This is a genomic window from Crenobacter cavernae, assembly GCF_003355495.1.
Taxonomy (GTDB): domain Bacteria; phylum Pseudomonadota; class Gammaproteobacteria; order Burkholderiales; family Chromobacteriaceae; genus Crenobacter; species Crenobacter cavernae.
In genome coordinates this window covers 1,497,039-1,517,313 of sequence record NZ_CP031337.1, presented here as the reverse complement: position 1 = coordinate 1,517,313, position 20,275 = coordinate 1,497,039, and the positions used below count along the sequence as shown (strand labels likewise).

18 protein-coding genes are annotated in these 20,275 nt (G+C 64.8%); 11 read left to right on the top strand and 7 right to left on the bottom strand.

All coding sequences use genetic code 11. The annotated features are described in order from the left end of the window. Position 1: 1 nt before the first annotated feature. The 3 genes from polA to DWG20_RS07355 all read left to right on the top strand — a co-directional run bounded on the left by polA (position 2) and on the right by DWG20_RS07355 (position 7,315). Entirely contained in the window at positions 2-2,812 is a 2,811-nt protein-coding gene (polA, locus tag DWG20_RS07365; RefSeq protein WP_115433198.1) for a DNA polymerase I, read from the top strand. 284 nt (positions 2,813-3,096) lie between these two features. Next, positions 3,097-5,988, top strand: a complete 2,892-nt coding sequence (locus tag DWG20_RS07360) for a pilus assembly protein (protein ID WP_115433197.1) — start codon at positions 3,097-3,099, stop codon at positions 5,986-5,988. Between the two features lie 121 nt (positions 5,989-6,109). Continuing rightward, on the top strand, positions 6,110-7,315 hold the full coding sequence (locus DWG20_RS07355; RefSeq protein ID WP_115433196.1) for a multidrug effflux MFS transporter: 1,206 nt from the start codon (positions 6,110-6,112) through the stop codon (positions 7,313-7,315). A 120-nt stretch (positions 7,316-7,435) separates the two neighbouring features. On the opposite strand, the gene ybaK is transcribed toward DWG20_RS07355, so the two are convergent. After that, positions 7,436-7,918, bottom strand: a complete 483-nt coding sequence (ybaK, locus tag DWG20_RS07350; protein ID WP_115433195.1) for a Cys-tRNA(Pro) deacylase — start codon at positions 7,916-7,918, stop codon at positions 7,436-7,438. Between the two features lie 155 nt (positions 7,919-8,073). Between ybaK and DWG20_RS07345 the strand changes: the two genes are divergently transcribed. Beyond that, the gene (locus tag DWG20_RS07345; protein WP_115433194.1) at positions 8,074-8,505 is read left to right on the top strand and encodes an Hsp20/alpha crystallin family protein; all 432 of its coding nucleotides are present in this window, start codon (positions 8,074-8,076) and stop codon (positions 8,503-8,505) included. Positions 8,506-8,552: 47 nt separating this feature from the next. Here the strand turns inward: DWG20_RS07345 and DWG20_RS07340 are convergent, their stop codons facing one another. Continuing rightward, the gene (locus tag DWG20_RS07340; RefSeq protein WP_115433193.1) at positions 8,553-9,206 is read right to left on the bottom strand and encodes a protein-methionine-sulfoxide reductase heme-binding subunit MsrQ; all 654 of its coding nucleotides are present in this window, start codon (positions 9,204-9,206) and stop codon (positions 8,553-8,555) included. Continuing rightward, positions 9,206-10,129 (bottom strand): protein-methionine-sulfoxide reductase catalytic subunit MsrP, encoded by a 924-nt coding sequence (gene msrP, locus DWG20_RS07335; RefSeq protein WP_115433192.1) that lies wholly within the window; start codon positions 10,127-10,129, stop codon positions 9,206-9,208. Before msrP ends, DWG20_RS07340 begins: the two co-directional genes overlap by 1 nt. A gap of 151 nt (positions 10,130-10,280) precedes the next feature. Here msrP and DWG20_RS07330 point away from each other — a divergent pair, with 151 nt between their 5' ends. Beyond that, positions 10,281-10,679 (top strand): SRPBCC family protein, encoded by a 399-nt coding sequence (locus DWG20_RS07330; RefSeq protein WP_115433191.1) that lies wholly within the window; start codon positions 10,281-10,283, stop codon positions 10,677-10,679. Positions 10,680-10,830: 151 nt separating this feature from the next. On the opposite strand, the gene DWG20_RS07325 is transcribed toward DWG20_RS07330, so the two are convergent. Then, complete coding sequence (locus DWG20_RS07325) at positions 10,831-11,010, bottom strand: protein MIGRI (RefSeq protein ID WP_115433190.1); 180 nt, start codon at positions 11,008-11,010, stop codon at positions 10,831-10,833. A 169-nt stretch (positions 11,011-11,179) separates the two neighbouring features. Between DWG20_RS07325 and metX the strand changes: the two genes are divergently transcribed. The 4 genes from metX to DWG20_RS07305 are packed head-to-tail and all read left to right on the top strand — an operon-like array spanning position 11,180 to position 14,843. Continuing rightward, positions 11,180-12,322, top strand: a complete 1,143-nt coding sequence (metX, locus tag DWG20_RS07320) for a homoserine O-succinyltransferase MetX (protein ID WP_115433189.1) — start codon at positions 11,180-11,182, stop codon at positions 12,320-12,322. Continuing rightward, positions 12,319-12,903: a methionine biosynthesis protein MetW gene (gene metW / locus DWG20_RS07315; protein ID WP_115433188.1), complete on the top strand. Its 585-nt coding sequence runs from the start codon at positions 12,319-12,321 to the stop codon at positions 12,901-12,903. The genes metX and metW overlap by 4 nt, the downstream gene beginning before the upstream one ends. A 10-nt stretch (positions 12,904-12,913) precedes the next feature. Then, positions 12,914-14,473, top strand: coding sequence for an AmpG family muropeptide MFS transporter (locus DWG20_RS07310; RefSeq protein ID WP_245944796.1), 1,560 nt, complete (start codon positions 12,914-12,916; stop codon positions 14,471-14,473). A 34-nt stretch (positions 14,474-14,507) separates the two neighbouring features. Then, positions 14,508-14,843: an MliC family protein gene (locus DWG20_RS07305; protein WP_115433186.1), complete on the top strand. Its 336-nt coding sequence runs from the start codon at positions 14,508-14,510 to the stop codon at positions 14,841-14,843. 81 nt (positions 14,844-14,924) lie between these two features. Here the strand turns inward: DWG20_RS07305 and cls are convergent, their stop codons facing one another. Further along, entirely contained in the window at positions 14,925-16,361 is a 1,437-nt protein-coding gene (gene cls / locus DWG20_RS07300; protein WP_115433185.1) for a cardiolipin synthase, read from the bottom strand. A 162-nt stretch (positions 16,362-16,523) separates the two neighbouring features. Beyond that, positions 16,524-17,141 (bottom strand): glutathione S-transferase family protein, encoded by a 618-nt coding sequence (locus DWG20_RS07295; RefSeq protein WP_115433184.1) that lies wholly within the window; start codon positions 17,139-17,141, stop codon positions 16,524-16,526. Positions 17,142-17,253: 112 nt separating this feature from the next. Between DWG20_RS07295 and hemF the strand changes: the two genes are divergently transcribed. Continuing rightward, positions 17,254-18,162, top strand: a complete 909-nt coding sequence (hemF, locus tag DWG20_RS07290) for an oxygen-dependent coproporphyrinogen oxidase (RefSeq protein WP_115433183.1) — start codon at positions 17,254-17,256, stop codon at positions 18,160-18,162. 234 nt (positions 18,163-18,396) lie between these two features. Then, the gene (locus DWG20_RS15930) at positions 18,397-19,227 is read left to right on the top strand and encodes a hypothetical protein (protein ID WP_147289928.1); all 831 of its coding nucleotides are present in this window, start codon (positions 18,397-18,399) and stop codon (positions 19,225-19,227) included. 185 nt (positions 19,228-19,412) lie between these two features. Here DWG20_RS15930 and DWG20_RS07280 read toward each other — a convergent pair whose 3' ends face one another. Further along, complete coding sequence (locus DWG20_RS07280) at positions 19,413-20,066, bottom strand: peroxiredoxin (RefSeq protein ID WP_115433181.1); 654 nt, start codon at positions 20,064-20,066, stop codon at positions 19,413-19,415. Positions 20,067-20,275: the final 209 nt, after the last annotated feature.

Here is a 20,275-nt window from a genome sequence, read left to right as displayed (position 1 = left end):
CATGAAAACATTGTTATTGATCGACGGCTCTTCTTATCTCTACCGCGCGTTTCACGCCATGCCGGATCTTCGTTCGCCGGACGGCCGCCCCACCGGGGCGGTGTACGGCATGGTCAATATGCTCAGGAGGCTCGAAAAGGAAGTCCGCTTCGATTATAGCGCCTGCATATTCGACGCAAAAGGCAAGACCTTCCGCGACGCATTGTACCCGGAATACAAGGCGCAACGCCCGAGCATGCCCGACGACTTGCGCGAGCAGATCACCCCGGTGCACGCGCTGGTCAGGGCGCTCGGCTGGCCCTTGCTGTCGGTAGAAGGCGTCGAGGCCGACGACGTGATCGGCACGCTCGCGCGCGCGGCCGAGGCACAGGGTTTCAAGGTGATCGTGTCGACCGGCGACAAGGACATGGCGCAGCTGGTGACGCCCAACGTCAGCCTGGTCAACACGATGACCGACGAGAACCTCGACGAGGCGGGCGTGGCCGGCAAGTTCGGCGTGCCGCCGACGCTCATCGTCGACTACCTGACGCTGATCGGCGACAAGGTCGACAACGTGCCCGGCGTCGACAAATGCGGGCCGAAGACCGCGCTCAAATGGCTGGAAGCGTACGGCGACCTCGACGGCGTGATCGAGCACGCGGATCAGATCAAGGGCGTGGTCGGCGAGAAGCTGCGCGAGGCATTGGCGCGCCTGCCCTTGTCGCGCGAACTCGTGACGATCAAGTGCGACGTCGATCTGCAAGCTGACCTGCCCGACGGCCTCGACACGCTGCGCCACCGCGAGAAGGATGAGCAGGCCCTGGCCGACGCGTTCCGCGAACACGGCTTCAAGAGCTGGCTGAAAGAGGCCGAGGGCTGGCTCGCCAAGGGCTCGGCCAACCTAACCACTCCGGCACCGGCCGAAGCCGCGCAGGCCGGCGGCGCGACCGTTGACCTGTTCGGCGCCGCCGAACCGGCCGCCCCCCAAGCCGCGACCGTCCCTGACGATACCGCACACACCAGCGTCGAACGCCGCTACGAGACCATCCTGACCGAGATGCAATTTGACGCGTGGCTGGCGAAACTCGACGCTGCGTCTATCGTCTCGCTCGACACCGAGACCAACAGCCTCGACCAGATGTCGGCGCGGCTGGTCGGCATCAGCTTCGCCGTCACGCCGGGCGAGGCGGCTTACCTGCCGCTGGCGCACAAAGCGCCGGGCGTCGCCGACCAGCTCGACTTCGACAAGACACTCGCCAAACTGAAGCCGTGGCTCGAGAACCCGGACAAGAAAAAGCTCGGCCAGAACCTGAAGTACGACCGCCACGTGTTCGCCAACCACGGCATCGCGCTCGCCGGCGTCGCCGACGACACCCTGCTAGCGTCCTACGTGGTAGAGAGCCACCTGACGCACAATATGGACGACCTGGCCGAGCGGCATCTCTCCGAGACGACGATCAAGTACGAGGACGTGTGCGGCAAGGGCGCCAAGCAGATCGGCTTCGCCGACGTCGACCTCGACACCGCGACCGCCTACGCCGCCGAAGACGCCGACATCACGCTGCGGCTGAACGCGGCGCTCGTGTCTCAACTGAATGGCAGGCTGTTGAATGTCTACCGCGACATCGAACTGCCGACCGCCGAGGTGCTTTTCACGATGGAGCGCAACGGCGTCTTGATCGACAAGCAAAGGTTGGCCGAGCAGAGCCGGCAGCTCGGCGAATCCATGCTGGCGCTCGAGGCGCAGGCTTACGCGCTGGCCGGCCAGCCGTTCAACCTGAACTCGCCGAAACAGTTGCAGGAGATCCTGTTCGGCAGGCTCGGCATCGCCACTAAGGGCGTCAAGAAAACGCCGTCGGGCGGTTACTCGACCGACGAATCGGTGCTGGAAAAGCTCGCGCTCGACCACCCGCTGCCCAAATGTATTCTGGAATACCGCGGCCTCGCCAAACTCAAGTCGACCTACACGGATAAATTGCCGCTGCTGATCCGCGCCGACACCGGCCGCGTGCACACCAACTATTCGCAGGCGGTGGCGATCACCGGCCGGCTGTCGAGCTCCGACCCGAACCTGCAGAACATCCCGGTGCGCACCGCCGAGGGCCGCCGCGTGCGCGAGGCCTTCGTCGCTCCGAAAGACCACGCGATCGTGTCGGCCGACTACTCGCAGATCGAACTGCGGATCATGGCGCACCTGTCGGGCGACGAGAACCTGCTGGCGGCGTTCCGCGACGGCGAGGACGTCCACAAGGCGACCGCGTCCGAGGTGTTCGGCGTCGGTCTCGACGCGGTGACGAGCGAACAGCGCCGCTACGCGAAGACGATCAACTTCGGTCTGATCTACGGCATGGGCGTGTTCGGGCTCGCCAGCCAGCTCGAGATCGAGCGCTCCGCCGCGCAGGCCTTCATCGACCGCTACTTCATGCGCTACCCGGGCGTCGCGCGTTATATGGAAGAGACGCGCACCCGCGCCCGCGAACAGGGCTACGTCGAGACGGTGTTCGGCCGCCGGCTGTACCTGACCGAGATCAAGGCCAGCAATCAGGCGCGCCGCGCCGGCGCCGAGCGCGCGGCGATCAACGCGCCGATGCAGGGCACCGCGGCCGACCTGATCAAGCTGGCGATGATCGCGACGCAGCGCTGGCTGGAAGAGTCGGGGCTGAAGACGAAGCTGATCATGCAGGTGCACGACGAACTGGTGCTCGAAGTGCCGCAGGACGAGCTGGCGACGGTGAAGGCAACGCTGCCGTCCATCATGGCCGGCGTCGCAAAGCTGAAGGTGCCGCTGTTGGCCGAGGTCGGCGCCGGCGACAGCTGGGAAGCGGCGCACTGAACCCTCGCAGAAAAAAACGAGGCCCGCCGATTGGCGGGTTTTTTATTTAAAATAGCCCGGCTGTAAGCCTGCAACTGCTTTATCAGTAACAAAAAACCCCTCTCAAGCCATGACTTATACGTATTTTTACGTATAGCCGCACCCCGTTGGCCTGCCTATATCCCTGACACAGGCCGGCCGCCGGGACCGCTATACCGCCCCGAGATACGCTGCACAGACGGCGCACAGAGCACAGCCTGGTTTGCGACCGGCATGACGCCCGTCGCCAGACAAGGAAGCCCGCCATGTCGCCCGTCGTCGCCCGCCTCGCCTGTGCCACCCTGCTCCTGCCCTGCCTGAGCTCTCGGGCAGAGCCGTCTCCCTACCCGGCTGTTCCGCTGCAGCTGTCGTCGGCGACCCTCCCGCCGAACGTGATGCTGGTGCCGATGCTGGATAAGGCACCGTTGCTGGTGGACGTGCAACAGCTGACCACGCAATTGCTGGGCAAGCAGTATCCGGTTCGGCTCGGGCTGCTGTCTTACGACAACTCGCTGCCAGAGCCGACGCTCGCCAGCCTGCTCGGCACGGTGCTCGATCTCCAGGGAGCCCTCAACAAGCGCAATAGCGGCGGCCGCCTGTATCTGGAAGCGGAAGAGCGCGGCCTGGTCGGCGACGCCTTGTTCGGCGTCAACGAGCTGCTCAGCGGCAAGTTGGCGACCACGCTGACCGGCACCCTCGGCGGGGCGCTCGGCGTTCAGATGGGGTTTCCGATCGCCGAGTCGTACGCCGAACTCACTCGCTATTACCGCGGCCAGCCGTCGCTGTACAACAAACCGACCAGCCCCTTGTTGCAGAGCGTCAGCTCCGCCGTGGAGGGACTGGTCGGCGGTCTGCTCGGCGCGTCTTCCACGCGCTACGACTCGCCGATTCTGTACCGCTGCCAGAAAAACTTTGTCCTACTGGTGTCCTCCGACACGCCATCGAAGGACGACAGCTTCCCATTCAACGACGATACGCTGCTGTCCGGCCTGCCCAACCCGCCAAAACTGGACGATCTGGCCGAACGCGCGTACCAGGGCGACCTGATGACGGGGGGAACGGACCGCGACGGACAATCTTTCGACGCCGCCGATTTCCCGCGGCAGAACCTGGTGACCAACACCATCGCGCTGGGCGCCGATCAGCCCCTCTTGGCAGCGACGGCGCAGAAAGGCGGCGGCCGTTACCAGTGGGCGAAGAACCTGGCCGAGCTGTCCACCGCCTACGACAACGCGATGCGCGAAATGGCAGGCCAGGGCTCGATCTCGGTGCCGCCGGTGTCGGCCCACCCGATGTCGCGCTCGGTGTTCCAGGCGTCGTACCAGTCCGGCGCGTGGACCGGCCGGCTCGACGTCTACCCGGTGTCCGAAGCCGGCAAGATCGACCTCGCGCATCCGGTACCGGCCAAGCTGCCCGCGCCGAAGGACAGGCGCATCGTCACCACCTACAAGGGCCTGATCAACGACATCTCCAACCTCGTCGGCGCCGCGTCCGACGAAGTGAACCCGCTGATCGGCGTCAACCTCGGCCTCGGCGACGTGCTCGGCGAACTGTTCGGCGAGCCCAAGGGGATCGCGGTCAGCCTGCCGACCCGTTATCAGCGTCAACTCGGCGACATCATCGACAGCCGCCCCGAGACCGCCAACGACGGCCAGCTGGTCGCGGTCGGCGCCAACGACGGCATGCTGCACGTGTTCAAGCGCGGGGGGGGGGACACCGACTACACCGAGGTGCTCGGCTACATCCCGTCGGCGGTGCTGTTCAACACGCTCTATCTCGCGCGCAACGACTACGGCACCTTCTCCAACCCGCACCGCTACTACGTGAACGGGCCTCTTTCGATCGAAAAGGCCGGCGACGACTCGATCCTGGTCGGCACGCTCGCGCAGGGCGGCAAGGGGCTGTTCGCACTCAAGCTCACCCTGCTTGCCGGCGACGCCACCTGGGAGGCGTCCGACGTCGTGCTGTGGGACAAGACCGACAAGTCGGCGGGCTTCGGCCACCTCGGCCACACCTTCGGCCGGCCGATCATCGCCAAGGTCCACACCGGCAGCGGGGACTCCACCACCTGGGCGGCCATCGTCGCCAACGGCTACGACAGCGCCGGCGGTGTCGCCAGCCTGTTCGTGATCGACCTTGCAACCGGCGCCGTGATCCGCGAGCTGACGGTCGATACCAGCGGCGGCAACGGCCTGTCGGCGCCGGCGGTGCTCGACATCGACAACGACGACGTCGCCGACGTCGTCTACGCCGGCGACCTGAAGGGCGACGTCTGGCGCTTCGACCTGTCCACCGCCCCGGCCAACTGGACTAGCCGGCTGTTCTGGGACGGCAGCGCGAGCCAGCCGGTGACGAGCGCGCCGGTGATCGCCGCCGGCGGCAGCGGCCACACGGTGATCTTCGGCACCGGCCGGCTGCTGTACAACGCCGACAAGGCCGCGCCGTTCGCGGTACAGGCCATCTACGGCTTGCGCGACAACGGACAGGTCGGCGAATACCGCTACGCCGAACGCTCGACCACGCTCGTCGCGCAGACCATAGAACGCGAGGAGATGGCAGAGGCCGGCGGCGCAAGCCGCATGGTGCGCCGCGTGAGCCAGAATGCGGCCAGCCAGCCCGGCGACGGCGGCTGGCACCTCGAACTGCCGGCGACTTACGGCGAGCGCATCATGCACAGCCCGATGCTGCTAGGCGACAAGCTGTTCTTCTCGACCCAGATCCCGGTTTCGCCCGGCGGCAAGTGCGCGCCGCCCGGCGACGGCTGGATCATGGCGCTCGACGCCGGCAGCGGCGCGCGCAGCGACATTCCGCTCTTCGACCTGGACGGCGACGAGAAGTACACCGACTTCGACCGCGTCCAGTACAGCGACCAGCCGAACACCAACGTCGCAAGCGGCGTGCAGGCCGGGCTCGCCATGCCGACCGAGCTGACCTTCCTAGGCAGCAGCGCGAAGCCGGTCAGCTGGCAGCCGTACCGCTCGCAGGACGGCCAGATCAACAACCGCGCGAACCTCTACACCAGCATCAATCCGGGACGACTCGGTCTGCGCCTGACCTTCGCCGGCTCAGCGAGCGACACCTCGGTCGGCGACCTGATGCTGGTCGCGCCGCCCGCCGCCGCGCAGGGCATGCGGCTATCGTGGCGCGAGTTGTTCTGATCCTATCTAGCGCCTGCAAACGGGCCGCCTCGCGCGGCCCTTTCCCGTTTCGGCCACGCGCGTTTGCCTAGGCAATTAGTCAACCACTAAACTAATTCGCCGATTCACCATCCGGACCGCCATGACTTCTGATTTCCAACGGCAGCACTTCCGCCTCGCCATGCTGCTCGCCGCGCTCTCGACGCTCGGCCCGTTCTCGATCGACACCTTCCTGCCGGCGATGCGCGCGATCGGCGACAGCCTCGCCGCCAGCCCGGTCGCCATCCAGCAGGCGCTGACCGTCTATCTGTTCTTCTATGGGCTGATGATGCTGTGGCACGGAGCGATCTCCGACGCGGTCGGCCGCCGGCCGGTGGTGCTGGTGACGACCTTTCTGTTCGCGCTCGCTTCGATCGGCTGTGCGCTGTCTACCGATCTGACCGCGCTCTTGATCTTCCGCGCGCTGCAGGGCATCTGCGGCGGCGCCGGCCTGATCGTCGGACGCGCGATCATCCGCGACCGGCTCGAAGGCGCCGAAGCGCAAAAACTGATGTCGCAGGTGACGATGCTGTTCTCGCTGTCGCCGGCGATCGCGCCGGTGGTCGGCGGCTGGCTGTTCGGCGCGTTCGGCTGGCATTCGATCTTCGTGTTCATGGCGCTGATCGGCGCCGCGCTGTTCGTCGCGAGCCTCGCGGCGCTGCCCGAGACGCTGCCGCCGCCGGCGCGCCACAAGCTCGCCGCGAAGACCTTGCTGTCGAACTACTGGCAGGTGCTGAAGAAACCCGAGTTCGACCTGCTGGCGCTGGCGGTGTCGTTCAACTTTGCCGGCTTCTTCCTCTACATCCCGTCGGCGCCGGTGTTCCTGATGCAGCACCTTGAGCTGTCGCCGCAGGCCTTTTTGTGGATGTTCGGCCCGGCGGTCGGCGGGATGATGTTCGGCGCCTACCTGTCGGGCCGGCTCGCCGGGCGGCGCAGCGCGAGGGAGATGGTCACCTTCGGCTACACGCTGATGTTCGCCGCGGCCTCGGCCAACCTTGCCTACCACCTGTTCTTCCCGGCGATGCTGCCGTGGAGCGTCTTGCCGCTGGCGCTGTACACGGTCGGCATGTCGGTGGTCGCGCCGACGATCACGCTGACGCTGATGGACCAGATGCCTCACCTCAGGGGCACGGTATCGTCGATGCAGGGCTTCACGCAGACGATGCTGTCCAGCCTCACCGCCGGCGTGATCTCGCCCTTGGTGTGGGGCAGCCCGGCGACGCTGGCGGCAGCGATGTTCGCCTTCCTCGTCGTCGGCTTCACGATGCGCACGCTGTTCCGGCGCCGGCTCGCGCGGATCAACAAATAGCAGGAACGAAAAAAGCTCGGCCAACCCCCTGAAGGTTGGCCGAGCTTTTATGTTGCAACGGGGATGGCGCTTGCCGCCGACGTCGCTAAACCACGTCGACGCCCACGCGCGGTTTCGCCCTCACACCGCGACCGTCACCGCCACCGGCTCGAGGATGGCTATAGCGTCGGCCGGGCTGATGCCGATGAGAAAGCCGCGCTTGCCGCCGTTGATGTAGATCCTCTCCAGGTCGGCGATGCTCGCCTCGATATACACCGGCATCGCGCTCTTGGTGCCAAACGGGCTGGTGCCGCCGACCGTATAGCCGCTGTGCTTGTCGGCCACCTTGGGCTCGCACGGCTCGACGCGTTTCGCGCCGATCTGGCGCGCCAACAGGCCGACGCCGACCTCCTTGTCGCCGTGCATCAGCACGATCAGCGGCTTCTTGTTCTCGTCCTGCATCACCAGCGTCTTGATCACCGCGTGCTCGGGCACGCCCAGCTCGCGGCTCGACACCTTGGTGCCGCCATTTTCCTCGTAGTCGTACAGGTGCTCGCTGTAGGCGACCTTGTGCTCGCGCAGCACGCGCACCGCCTGGGTGACCGGCGCCTTGTTCTTGCTCATGGTCGGCTTTATCGGAATCGTGGATGCCGGCGAGTATACCGACCGCGCGTCCGGCGCGACAAACCCGACAAAATTCCCATTGAAAACCAGTCGCTTAAGGGCTACTTCGAGGCTGTGGGCAGCGCAAACTGCTCCCCTTTGAATAGGAGGACACCATGGCCAATCTGATCAGGCGACCGGACTTCGACACGCTGCTGGACGACATGCTCAAGGGCTTCTTCGTGCGGCCGGTCGGTTTCGGCCGCGACGCGACGTTGGCTCCGGACATCAAGATCGACGTGAAGGAAGACGACAAGGCCTACACGGTCGAGGCCGAATTGCCGGGCGTGAAGAAAGAGGACATCCACGTCGAGATCGACGGCAATACCGTGTCGATCAGCGCCGAAATGAAGCAGGAGTACGAGCTGAAGGAAGGTGAACAGCTGATCCGCTCCGAACGCTACTACGGCAGCGTGCGGCGCAGCTTCCAGCTCGCGCACGACATCGACGACGCCAGCGCCAACGCGCGCTTCAACGACGGCGTACTGGAGCTGACGCTGCCCAAGCGCGAAACGACGAGCGGGGGGCGCAGGCTGCTGATCAAGTAAGCCTCGCCGGCATGGCATCAGACCGCCCGGCGTGCCGGGCGGTCTGTTTAGCGAACGGGACTCATGCGCCGCGCGAGCCACGGCCGGATGCCGCGCTCGTACACGCGCCAGCCGAGCAGCAAGCCCAGCACGACCGCGTAGATCCACGGCTGCGTCGTATCGCGTTTGACCTCGAGGAAATAGTGCCACACCGACAGCGCAGCGGCCGGGTAGACGAGCCAGTGCAGCCGCGACCAGTTGCGTTTCAGTCGACGCACCCAGCCGTCGGTCGACGTGACCGCGAGCGGCAGCATCAGCACGACCGCGACCGTGCCGATGGTGATGAAGGGCCGGCCGATCACGTCCTTATAGACGTCGGCCCAGTCGAAGAACTTGTCGAGCCACAGGTAACAGACGAGGTGCAGGCACGCGTAGAAGAACGAGAACAGCCCGAGTTCGCGCCGGAAGCGCAGCAAGGAGCCCCAGCCGGTGAGTTTCTTCAGCGGGCTGATGAACAGCGTCGCCCACAGCCACACCAGCGCCCACAGGCCGGTCGAGCGGATGACGAACTCGATCGGGTTGACCTCGGCGCCGGACAGCACCAGATACGCCTCGCGCACGATAGGCAGCAGGCAGACCGCGAACAGCAGCGCCTTCAGGCGGCGCACCCGCTGTTCGCGAAGGTTGGCCGAGCCGCGCGCGGCGCTGATTGTCGCTTCCATCAGAAATGCACCTTCAGGTCCATGCCGCGATACAGCTGCGCGACCTGCGCCCCATAGCCGTTGAACGGCAGCGTGTCGCGCTTGAAGAACTCACCGATGCGCCGCTCGCGCGCCTGGCTCCAGCGCGGGTGGTCGACGTTCGGGTTCACGTTCGAATAGAAGCCATACTCGTCAGGCGCGGCAAGGTTCCAGCTCGTCGCCGGCGGCTTCTCGGTGAGACGGATCTTCACGATCGACTTGATGCTCTTGAAGCCGTACTTCCACGGCACGACGAGCCGGATCGGCGCGCCGTTCTGGTTCGGCAGCACGTCGCCGTACAGGCCGACGGCGAGGATGGCCAAGGGGTGCATCGCCTCGTCGATACGCAGGCCCTCGCGGTACGGCCACGCGAGCACGCGCGAGCGCTGGCCCGGCATCTCGGTCGGCCGCATCACCGTCTCGAACGCGACGTACTTGCCGCGGCTGGTCGGCTGCACCAGCTTGAGCAGCGCAGACAGCGGGTAGCCGATCCACGGGATCACCATGCTCCAGCCCTCTACGCAGCGCATCCGGTAGACGCGCTCCTCGAGCGGCGCGAGCTTCAACAGCTCGTCGATCGAAAAGGTCCTCGGCTTCATCACCTCGCCGTCGACCGCGACCGTCCACGGCCGCGGCTTGAACGCGCCGGAATACGCGGCCGGGTCTTCCTTGTCGGTGCCGAACTCGTAGAAATTGTTGTAGCCGGTGATGTCCTTCAGCGGGTTGATCTTCTCGGCGGTCGAGTAGAGGCTCTTCTTCGCCGACAGCGCGGCGAAGGCGTCGGCCGACATCAAGGCGCCTGCGGCGCCCAGCGCGAGGAAGCGGCGGCGGTCGAGGTAGAGTTCGCGCGGCGTGATGCCGGACGGCAGGATGCCGTCGGGGTCGTCGGGGCGGCGGATCAGCATGGACGTTCTCCTGGAGGGCTCGCGACCAGATTCATAACAGGCTCTACGGATTAGTCGGCGTCCTCCGCCCATTCTGACAACGCGCGCCACGCTTAAGTTGCCGAGCAGCTATAAAGGCGACGTAAGGCCGTATCCGGACGAGGAGAACGTGATGACGACGAACGAAGCGAAAACGATCAGCGTAACGATTGAGCGCGCGCCGGGCGAGGTCTACGCCTTCCTCTGTGCGCCGGAAAACTTCCCGCGCTGGGCGTCGGGACTGTGCCAGTCGATCGCGCCGGCGGGCAGTGCCTGGTTGGCCGAGACGCCGAACGGGCCGATGACGGTGCGCTTCACGCCGCGCAACGACTTCGGCGTCGTCGACCACAGAGTCGACCCGTCGCCCGACGTCGAGATTTACGTGCCGATGCGCGTGCTCGCCAACGGCGACGGCAGCGAAGTGATCTTCACGCTGTTCCGGCTGACGGGCATGAGCGATACGCAGTTCGCCGAGGACCTGCGCTGGGTCGAGCGCGACCTGAAGGCGCTCAAGGCGCTGCTCGAGGAGTAAGCCCGCTTTCGGTCGTGATTTTCAAAGCCGGCGAAGGACGTCCAGGCAAGGCGCACGGCGCGCAGAAACTGGAATGGACACGTCGTCCATGAGGATTTCGAGCACCGCGCAACGCCGCATGGGCGGCCTGCAGCCGCTTTGAAAACAGGACCTAGCGGTGGCCGCCGATCAGGTGCCAGACCACCGCCAGCAAGCCCGAGATCACCAGCGCCTGCGCGAGCGTCTTCGCCCCTTCGTGCAACTGGATTTTCTGGCGCGACGTGAACAGCCAGCGGATCAGGCCGTAGGCGACGGCGATCAGCACGAAAAGCTTCAGAAGACGGCCGATCATGGGGGTCACAGTGCGAGGAAAAACGGCGATTATCGCCCCGCACAAGGCGATGGTCGAGGGACTGACACGCCGGCGAATGCCGTTATAATCGCGTGCAACCCTTACAACACGATAATAGAGATGCCGGCGCGCGTCGTGCCGGTGTCAGACGCCCGCAAGCCCTGAAGCCATGTCCAATACGCCACGCTCGGTCGGCCTGGTGAGCGCCCAGACCGCCGTGTTCGAATCGCCGCTGGCGCTCGAATGCGGCACGGTGCTCCCAAGCTACCAACTGCAGTTCGAAACCTACGGCACGCTGAATGCGGCCAAGAGCAACGCCGTCCTGATCTGCCACGCGCTGTCCGGCCACCACCACGTCGCCGGCCGCTACAGCGAAGCCGACAAGAACCCCGGCTGGTGGGACAATATGATCGGCCCGGGCAAGCCGATCGACACCGACCGCTTCTTCGTGATCGGCGTGAACAACCTCGGCGGCTGCCACGGCTCTACCGGCCCGTCGACGATCGACCCGGCGACAGGCAAGCCGTGGGGCTCGGCCTTCCCGGTCGTCACCGTCAACGACTGGGTGAAGTCGCAGGCGCGGCTGGCCGACCGGCTCGGCATCGACTGCTTCGCGGCGATCGTCGGCGGGAGTCTGGGCGGCATGCAGGCGCTGCAGTGGAGCATCGACTACCCCGAGCGCGTGAGGAACGCGCTGGTGATCGCGTCCGCCCCCAAGCTGTCGGCGCAGAACATCGCGTTCAACGACGTCGCGCGCCAGGCGATCCTGACCGACCCCGAGTTCTTCGGCGGCGACTTCTACGCGCACGGCGCGATCCCGCGCAGAGGGCTTAGGCTCGCGCGCATGCTCGGCCACATCACCTACCTGTCCGACGACGGCATGGGCGCCAAATTCGGCCGCATGCTGAAGTCCGGCGAGTACCAGTACGGCTTCGACGTCGAATTCGAGATCGAATCCTACCTGCGCTACCAGGGCGACAAGTTCTCCGACAGCTTCGACGCCAACACCTACCTGTTGATGACCAAGGCGCTCGACTACTTCGACCCGGCCAAGCCGTTCGCCGGCGACCTGGTCAAGGCGGTGTCGGGCACACTCGCCAACTTCATGGTGGTCAGTTTCGACAGCGACTGGCGCTTCTCGCCGTCCCGCTCGCGCGAGATCGTCGACGCGCTGGTGGCCGCCGGCAAGCGCGTGCAGTACGCCGAGATCGCGTCCGGCCACGGCCACGACGCCTTCCTGATGAGGGACCACCCCTACCACGATCTGATGCACGCCTTCTTGAACCGCGTGCACAAGGAGGTCAACCGATGAGCTTACGCGCCGACCTCAAGGTGATCGCCGACTGGATCACGCCCAAGAGCCGCGTGCTCGACTTAGGCTGCGGCGACGGCACGCTGATGGCGCACCTGATGCGCGACAAGCGCGTGTCCGGCTACGGCGTCGAGATCGACGTTGACAACGTCGTCAAGTGCGTCGCCGCCGGCGTGCAGGTGATCCAGGGCGACCTGGAAGCCGGCCTCGCCGACTTCGACGACGCGAGCTTCGACCACGTGATCCTGTCGCAGACGCTGCAGGCGATGCGCAACAGCGAAGAAATCCTGATCGAACTGTTGCGCGTCGGTGCCGAGGGCATCGTCACCTTCCCTAACTTCGGCTACTGGGAGAACCGGCTGCAGATCCTGCAGGGCCGCATGCCGGTGTCGGAGACCATCCCCTACCAGTGGTACAACACGCCGAACATCCACTGGTGCATGCTCGGCGACTTCGAGGCGCTGTGCGCCAAGAACGGCATCGCGATCCGCGAACGCGTCGTGATGAACAACGATGAACGCGTGAGCTTCCTGCCCAATCTGCGCGGCAGCCTCGCGGTCTACCGCGTCGGCCGCGACTGAAGGGGATCGAGTGGCTGACTTTCGTAGGACTGCGTTCTGGCGCATGGCGATGATCTGGATGCTCGGCTTTGCCAGCGGCTTGCCGCTGGCGCTGTCGGGCACCGCGATGCAGGCGTGGCTGACCGTCGACGGCATCGACATCGCCACCATCGGCTTTTTGAGCCTGGTCGGCCTGCCGTACACCTTCAAGTTCCTGTGGGCGCCGCTGATGGACCGCTTCGAGCTGCCCTTGCTCGGCCGCCGCCGCGGCTGGCTGGTGCTGACGCAGCTGGGCCTCGCGCTGATGCTGGCGCTGATGTCCGGCAGCTCGCCATCCGCCGACGTGCAGAGCTTCGCCTTGCTCGCGGTGCTGGTGGCTTTCCTGTCTGCCTCTCAGGACGTGGTGGTCGACGCCTACCGTACCGACGTGCTGCGCCCGGAAGAGCGCGGGCTGGGTTCGTCGTTGGGCGTATTCGGCTACCGGCTGGCGATGATCCTGTCCGGAGGTATCGCCATGGTGTGGGCCGACCCGGTGAGCGGCAACGCGTGGAGCTGGAACACCATCTATATGGTGATGGCGGCGGTGATGGCCGGCGCCGCCGTGCTCTCGTTGCTGCTGTTGCCGCCGGTCGCCAGCGAAAACGCCGTACCGCACAGCAACGCCGCCAACGACGTGAAGGGTTTTATCGCGGTGCTGCTGGCGGTGGCGGTCGGCTATCAGCTCACCGTCCGCTTCGGCTCTCCGCTGGCCGACGCGCTTCTGTCGCCGCTGTTCACGCCGGCCGGTCCCGACAAGAAGAAGTGGGTGGACCTCGTGACGCTCTTGATGGGGGTCGCGGTCACGCTGCCGCTGGCGTGGTGGGCGGCGAAGCGCGCGAAGTTCGAGACGCTCAACCATTCGCTCGGCAATTATTTCCGGATGGAAGGCGCGGCGGCGTTCCTGACCTTCATCATCCTCTACAAGCTCGGCGACGCCTTCGCCGGCGCGCTGACCACCACCTTCCTGCTCAAGGGCATGGGCTTCGCGCCGGCCGAGATCGGCGTGGTCAACAAGGTGATCGGCATCTGGCTGACCATCTTCGGCGCGCTGGCAGGCGGCGCGCTGATGATGCGCCTCGGGCTGTACCGTTCGCTGCTCTTGTTCGGCGTGCTTCAGCTGGCGTCCAATCTGGGCTTCTGGCTGGTTTCGGTGTCGACCAAGGGCGCGTGGGGCGGCTTCGCGCTGCCTGCGTTCGACTGGTGGATCGTCTCGTTGAAGGAAGTCACGCTGGTCGACAACCTGCTGCTGTTCGCGGTCGGCATCGAGAACGTCTCGGGCGGCATGGGCACGGCGGCGTTCGTCGCCTTCCTGATGTCGCTGTGCAATCAGCGCTTTTCCGCGACGCAGTTCGCGCTCTTGTCGGCGCTGGCCGCCGTCGGCCGGGTGTGGGTCGGGCCGCTAGCCGGCGTGCTGGTGGAGAGCATAGGCTGGCCGGTGTTCTTCCTATTCTCCACCGCGGTGGCGGCGCCGGGCCTCGCGATGCTGTTGTGGATGAAGGCGCGCGTCGAGGCGCTGGACCTGCCGAAAGGCGCGGTGGCGCTGGACGATTGATTCATATCGCCACCGGCTATCCGAAGGAACCCACATGAAAACGTTCGCGCTGATCTCGCTCTTGGCGCTGCCGGCCTTCGCGAACGACGCGTCGGCCCCGGTGGCCGGGAAGGGCCTGGTGCCGTTCAACGAGACCTATCTGTGCAAGGGCAGCCGGCAGCTGACGGTGCGCTATCCCGCATATGTCGACGCCGCCCGTGAGCCCATCGTGCTGCGCTGGCGCCAGCAGAACTACGCTTTGACGCGGGTGCAAAGCGCCAGCGGCGCGCGCTACGTCAACCGCCAGCTGATCTGGTGGACCAAGGGCGACAAGGGTTTCCTGACCACGCGCGGCGGCCGCATGATGGCGCGCGACTGCTTGGCACAGTGAACCGTCCGCGATAAGCGGCAGGCCCATAGCTCGGCCAACCTTCAAAGGTTGGCCGAGCTTTTTTACGCGCAGAGAAAGGCGTCAGAGGATGGGCGCGAACAGCCGCGCGAGCCCCATCGCGACGCGTCGCCACGGCGGCAAGGTCGACAGCACCGCCGGGTCGATCGCGACCGCGTGGGAAAAATCGTCGGCGAGCATGGCCTCGACCTCGGCCGCGAAACCGGCGTCGACCGTCGCGACCATCAGCTCGAAATTGAGGCGGAACGAGCGGTTGTCGAGGTTGGCGCTGCCGACGATGGCGATGTCGTCGTCGATCAGCAGCACCTTCTGGTGCAGGAAACCCGGCTGGTAGCGGAACAGCTGCACGCCGGCGCGCGCCGCCTCGTACGCGTACAGCGTCGACGCGGCGAACACGACGCGGTGGTCGGGCCGCGACGGCAGCAGCACCTTCACCTCGACGCCGCGCAGCACCGCCAGCCGCAACGCGGCCGACACCGCCTCGTCGGGCACGAAGTAGGGGCTGGTGATCCACACCCGGCGCCGCGCGGCGTTGATCGCCTCTACGAACAAGAGAGAGCCGCTCTCCAGGCTATCGGTCGGGCCGCTCGGGATCGCCTGGCACAGCATAGCCCCGCCGTCGGCCTTCTTAGGCAGCAGCACCGTCGGCAGCGTCTGCGTCGCAGCGTACCAGTCCTCGGTGAAGCTCAGCTGCAGCACCGCTGCGACCGGGCCGACCAGCTCGATATGCGTGTCGCGCCACGGCGACAAGGGCGGACGTCGGCCGAGGTATTCGTCGCCGACATTGTGGCCGCCGACGAAGGCGCGCTCGCCGTCGACGATGACGAGCTTCCTGTGGTTGCGGAAGTTGACCTGAAAGCGGTTGACCATGCCGCGCGTCGCGGCGAAGGCGCGCGCGTCGACCCCGGCCTTGCGTAGCGTCGCGATGTAGCGGCCGGGCAGCGCGTGGCAGCCGATGCTGTCGTAGAGGAAGTGGACCTTGACCCCTTCCGACGCGCGCTCGATCAGCGCGCGCTGCAGCGCGCGGCCGACGCTATCGTCGTGGACGATGAAGAACTGCACGATCACGCAGCGCTGCGCCGCGGCGATCGCCGCGAGGATGGCGGCGAAGGTCGCCTCGCCGTCGACGAGCAGCCGCACCCGGTTGTGGCCGGTGGTCGGCGAGCCGGCGAGACGCGACAGCGTGCGGATGCACGCGTGCTCGGAGTTGACGATGAGGTCGGACGCCATCTCGCGCAAGGGGCGCCAGCCCATGCGGCCGGCCTGCTCGTGCATGCGCTCCACGACGAAGCGGCGCGCGGCGACGTAGTCGGCGAAACGGCGCCGGCCGAGGAACAGATAGGGCAGCAGCGTGACGTAAGGAAGGGTCAAGAGCGCGACGCACCAGGCGACCGCGCCCTGCGAGGTGCGCACGGTCAGCACCGCGTGCACCGCGGCGATCACGCCGAGCAGGTGCAGCAAGAGCAGGATGAGGCTGAGGTCGAGCAGGCCGAAGGGCATGGCGGTCCGTGTCTTGGGCGGGGCAGGATGCGGCGGCGATACTTAATCGAGTGTAGCCGGCCGTCGCCCGCCCGGCGACGGCATGAAAAAACCACCCGTTTGATCCGGGCGGTTTGGCGTGCGTCGACGTTGGCCGAGCCTCCAGAGCGGCTGATGCGCCGCTTACGCCGGCACGGCCATGCCCTTCTGAAACGCCGGGCGCGCGGACAGCGCGTCGAACCAGCGCTGCACGTTAGGGAAGTCGGCGAGCTTCACGTTCTGCCACTCGTGGCGCGCCGCCCACGGGTAGAGCGCGATGTCGGCGATCGAGAATTCGCCGGCGACGAAGTCGCGGCCCGCCAGCGCCGCATCGAGCACGCCGTACAGGCGCTGCGCCTCGTCGTTATAGCGCTTCTGCGCGTAAGGAACGGCCTCCGGCGCGAAGCGGTTGAAATGGTGCGCCTGGCCCAGAAACGGCCCGAAGCCGCCCATCTGGAACATCAGCCACTGCAGCACCTCAAAACGCGCGGCGCCGTCTTTCGGCAGCAGCTTGCCGGTCTTCTCTGCCAGATAGATCAGGATCGCACCCGATTCGAACACGCCGATGGGCTTGCCACCCGGACCGTCGGTATCGACCAGCGCCGGAATCTTGTTGTTCGGGCTGATCGCGAGGAATTCGGGCGAAAACTGCTCGTCGGCGCCGATGTCGACGGTCTTCACGTCGTAGGCGAGGCCGAGCTCCTCGAGCGCGATGGAAATCTTGCGGCCGTTGGGCGTGCCCCAGGTGTAGAGGGTGATCATTGTTCTCCTTCGATAGGCGGCGTTTGATGTCGATCAAACGATGATAAGGGGAAACGCGGGTCCGCTTCGCGCTGAAGTACAATGTCGGCAACCGTTTATGCAAGGATTCGCCATGAGCCAGCCCCCCGATACCGCCCGCGTCAAAACCTTCCTGCTGGACCTGCAGGACCGCATCTGCGCCGCGCTAGAGGAACGGGACGGCAAGGCGCGCTTCGTCGAGGACGCGTGGACGCGCGTGGTCGGCGGTGGCCGTTCGCGCGTGCTGACGGGCGGGGCCTTGTTCGAGCAGGCCGGCGTCGGTTTTTCCCATGTCACCGGCGACGCGATGCCGCCGTCGGCGACCGCGCACCGGCCGGAACTCGCCGGAAGACGCTGGGAGGCGATGGGCGTATCGCTCGTCATCCACCCCGAGAACCCGTACCTGCCTACCAGCCACGCCAACGTGCGCTTCTTCATCGCCGAGAAGGAAGGCTTTGATCCGGTGTGGTGGTTCGGCGGCGGCTTCGACCTGACGCCCTACTACGCGTTCGAGGAAGACGTCGTCCACTGGCACAGGGTCGCGAAGAACCTGTGCGAGCCGTTCGGCGAGGACGTCTACCCGAAGTACAAGAAGTGGTGCGACGAGTACTTCTATCTGAAGCATCGCGACGAGGCGCGCGGCGTCGGCGGCCTGTTCTTCGACGACCTGAACGAGGGCGGCTTCGAGACCTGCTTCGCCTTCATGCAGGCGGCCGGCAACGGCTTCCTCGACGCCTACCTGCCCATTGTCGACAAGCGCAAGGACACGCCGTGGGGCGAGCGCGAGCGCCAGTTCCAGCTCTACCGCCGCGGCCGCTACGTCGAATTCAACCTGGTGTTCGACCGCGGCACGCTGTTCGGCCTGCAGTCGGGCGGGCGCACCGAGTCGATCCTGATGTCGATGCCGCCGCTGGTGCGCTGGCAGTACAACTGGCAGCCCGAGCCGGGGACGCCGGAGGCGGAGCTGTATGAGAAGTATTTGCCGGTGAGGGAGTGGGTGTAGACCGGTCCGCGACCATGAAAAAAGCGCCCTCGGGGCGCTTTTTTCATACCTCACGAACTTAAAGGCGCTTGAGGCCTACCTTTTAAAGCACTCTCAAAAAACACTTTTGTCATAAAAATTTATATGGCAAACTACCCAATCGAGCTTTTTCTCACAACCTGCAACGAAAAACAACAGAGAATAGGCATTACGTTTCTCCACTCGTAAAATTCTCCATCATCGAAAGTCATAACAATGAAAAAAACATATGAAGGCATTTTACTTCTAGTGCTTGCCGCCGCTCTTGGAGGCTGCGCTACTTCCCCCACGTATATGAAGCCCGCTCCTAGCGCTACCCGGGACGCTCCCCCGACGGTGATGCACTCGACTCTTCTCGATCAAACGAATCATATGGTTCGTCATCTCGACGATGACAAAAACATCATCTATTCGCAGACTTTTGGCGGTGGGGGCATAGGGCTCGGGCTACTGCTGGGACCGATCGGCGTTGCAGCAAATATGAAAATGATTGAGTCGAACACTGAAAAAGATGTTGAAGCACTCAGAGGAAAAGTCCGAGTCGATCCGCTCAAATTATTTTCTTCGGCAGCAAAATCCACAAACTACGTCGCCCAAGAAAATAGCAGCAGCCGTACTACAAAAATGTCGCCGTACCTTTACATCACCAAAGTTGAGGGTGAAAAAATCTTACTGGCTGCAGCACTGATTGCCGAGCATGAGGCTGCCGATCAAAAATGGATTGGCCGCTACATGTACCAGCTCCCGATAAGCTATAAAATTGATTATATCTCTCAATCCAATACCGACATCACACCTGAAGTCGAGAAGAGTCTGACAGTCGGCTTTACTGAACTTATTAAGTTCTACAAAAAAGACTCTCCTGAAGATGCCGACAAAGAAAAGACCATTTCTTTCAAGTCCGACTTCCTGAGCCCGCGTTTCGACTTTGAGATGACCGCGAAGCTGATTTCCGAATCACAGGACAGAATCTGGGTTAGAACTTTTAACGGCATTTACGCAATATCAAAAGAGAATGTCACTACCTCCATCGCTAAGGCAATGTAAAGTAGCTCTAGTGACGTCAAGCTTGGATATTAGGCAAGTCACAACAGTTTAAAATATTTCCAGTCCACATTAAGCATTCAATATGCAAAAGCTCGGCCAACCTTCGATGGTTGGCCGAGCTGTTTTCATCGGTTCAATAAAAAGGGCGCCGCGCGGCGCCCCCCCTCGACATTATCGGCGCGGTGCTATTTCGGCTGCGCCACCACGCGCAAATAGGGTTTCAGCGTTTTGAAGCCCTGCGGGTATTTCTTCCGCGCATCCTCGTCGGACACCGATGTCGGGATGATCACGTCTTCGCCCGGCCGCCAGTTCACCGGCGTCGCGACGGTGTGCTTGGCGTTCAGCTGCAGCGAATCCAGCAGGCGCAGCACCTCGTCGAAGTTGCGGCCGGCGCTCATCGGGTAGACCAGCATCGCCTTGACCTTCTTGTCCGGGCCGATCAGGAACACCGAGCGCACGGTCGCGTTGTCGACGGCGGTGCGCGGGCCGGGGCTGGCGTTCGGGTGGATCATGTCGTAGAGCTTGGCGACCGTCAGGTCGGCGTCGCCGATCAAGGGGTAGTTGACCGCGTGGCCCTGCGTTTCGGCGATGTCGCCGACCCAGGCCTTGTGGTCGCTGACCGGGTCGACGCTGAGGCCGACGATCTTGGTGTTGCGCTTGTCGAATTCCGGCTTGAGCCCGGCCATGTAGCCGAGTTCGGTGGTGCAGACCGGGGTGAAGTCCTTCGGATGCGAGAACAGGATGGCCCAGCCGTCGCCGATCCATTCGTGGAAGCGGATCGTGCCTTCGGTGCTTTCGGCGGTGAAATCGGGCGCTTCGTCGCCTATGCGGATTGTCATGTTCGACCTCCTTGCAGGATGGTGGGGTTGCTGCCGGCGTTGCGGCAGCGGGTGGGCCAGGGAGCGCGGCTGCGTCTAAGCTGGCGACGTGAAGCAGTATAGGTCGCATAGCGCCGCACGCCCGGTCAACTTCCTTGCCTGCCGGTCTCCGGCGATTTCGTGCCCGCCATGGCCGTACGGCGCACTGCGCTTAGCTTATTGACGCCCTG

Coding starts and splice junctions, on each gene's coding strand:
- DWG20_RS07360 (WP_115433197.1), top strand. CDS start 3,097: ATGTCGCCCGTCGTCGCCCGCCTCGCCTGTGCCACCCTGCTCCTGCCC.
- DWG20_RS07325 (WP_115433190.1), bottom strand. CDS start 11,010: ATGATCGGCCGTCTTCTGAAGCTTTTCGTGCTGATCGCCGTCGCCTAC.
- ybaK (WP_115433195.1), bottom strand. CDS start 7,918: ATGAGCAAGAACAAGGCGCCGGTCACCCAGGCGGTGCGCGTGCTGCGC.
- DWG20_RS15930 (WP_147289928.1), top strand. CDS start 18,397: ATGAAAAAAACATATGAAGGCATTTTACTTCTAGTGCTTGCCGCCGCT.
- metW (WP_115433188.1), top strand. CDS start 12,319: ATGAGCTTACGCGCCGACCTCAAGGTGATCGCCGACTGGATCACGCCC.
- DWG20_RS07330 (WP_115433191.1), top strand. CDS start 10,281: ATGACGACGAACGAAGCGAAAACGATCAGCGTAACGATTGAGCGCGCG.
- hemF (WP_115433183.1), top strand. CDS start 17,254: ATGAGCCAGCCCCCCGATACCGCCCGCGTCAAAACCTTCCTGCTGGAC.
- DWG20_RS07340 (WP_115433193.1), bottom strand. CDS start 9,206: ATGGAAGCGACAATCAGCGCCGCGCGCGGCTCGGCCAACCTTCGCGAA.
- DWG20_RS07355 (WP_115433196.1), top strand. CDS start 6,110: ATGACTTCTGATTTCCAACGGCAGCACTTCCGCCTCGCCATGCTGCTC.
- cls (WP_115433185.1), bottom strand. CDS start 16,361: ATGCCCTTCGGCCTGCTCGACCTCAGCCTCATCCTGCTCTTGCTGCAC.
- polA (WP_115433198.1), top strand. CDS start 2: ATGAAAACATTGTTATTGATCGACGGCTCTTCTTATCTCTACCGCGCG.
- DWG20_RS07305 (WP_115433186.1), top strand. CDS start 14,508: ATGAAAACGTTCGCGCTGATCTCGCTCTTGGCGCTGCCGGCCTTCGCG.
- DWG20_RS07295 (WP_115433184.1), bottom strand. CDS start 17,141: ATGATCACCCTCTACACCTGGGGCACGCCCAACGGCCGCAAGATTTCC.
- DWG20_RS07345 (WP_115433194.1), top strand. CDS start 8,074: ATGGCCAATCTGATCAGGCGACCGGACTTCGACACGCTGCTGGACGAC.
- msrP (WP_115433192.1), bottom strand. CDS start 10,129: ATGCTGATCCGCCGCCCCGACGACCCCGACGGCATCCTGCCGTCCGGC.
- DWG20_RS07280 (WP_115433181.1), bottom strand. CDS start 20,066: ATGACAATCCGCATAGGCGACGAAGCGCCCGATTTCACCGCCGAAAGC.
- metX (WP_115433189.1), top strand. CDS start 11,180: ATGTCCAATACGCCACGCTCGGTCGGCCTGGTGAGCGCCCAGACCGCC.